The organism is Gluconobacter sp. P1D12_c (genome assembly GCF_018812105.1).
Taxonomy (GTDB): Bacteria; Pseudomonadota; Alphaproteobacteria; order Acetobacterales; family Acetobacteraceae; genus Gluconobacter; species Gluconobacter oxydans_A.
Genome location: NZ_JACSIQ010000717.1, coordinates 1 through 390 on the forward strand (window position 1 = coordinate 1; position 390 = coordinate 390).

Below are 390 nucleotides of genomic sequence, written 5' to 3' on the forward strand. Positions count from 1 at the left end.
TACTGTCGACCATATGCTGCCAGTCATCACTCAGTCCCACGTCCACCAGAGTTTGCAGCAAGGCATCCCAYACMCCCTGYTCAGCCCAACGCCGGAACCTGACATAGACCGAGTTCCATTTTCCGTAGCGCTCATGCATGTCCCGCCACGGACAACCGGTGCGCAGGACATACAACATGCCGTTGAGAAACCGGCGATTGTCTCCGGATGGTCGTGCCCAACGGCCACGCTCGGATGGCAAAAGCGGACCAATCAGCGCCCATTCACGATCCGTCAGATCCCCTCGTGCCATCCCCGCTTCACCTTATCGCCTTCGTTAAAGACAACAGTGAATCAGATCTCAGAATGAGCGTATAGACCTTTTGTCAACGYGACCTAACACTACTTTGG

At 55.2% G+C, this 390-nt stretch carries 1 protein-coding gene; it reads right to left on the reverse strand.

The annotated features are described in order from the left end of the window. Positions 1-292, reverse strand: a 292-nt coding sequence (locus KP705_RS18885) for an IS5 family transposase (protein WP_215765419.1), incomplete at its 3' end; no start/stop codon positions are given. Between the last annotated feature and the right edge of the window lie 98 nt (positions 293-390).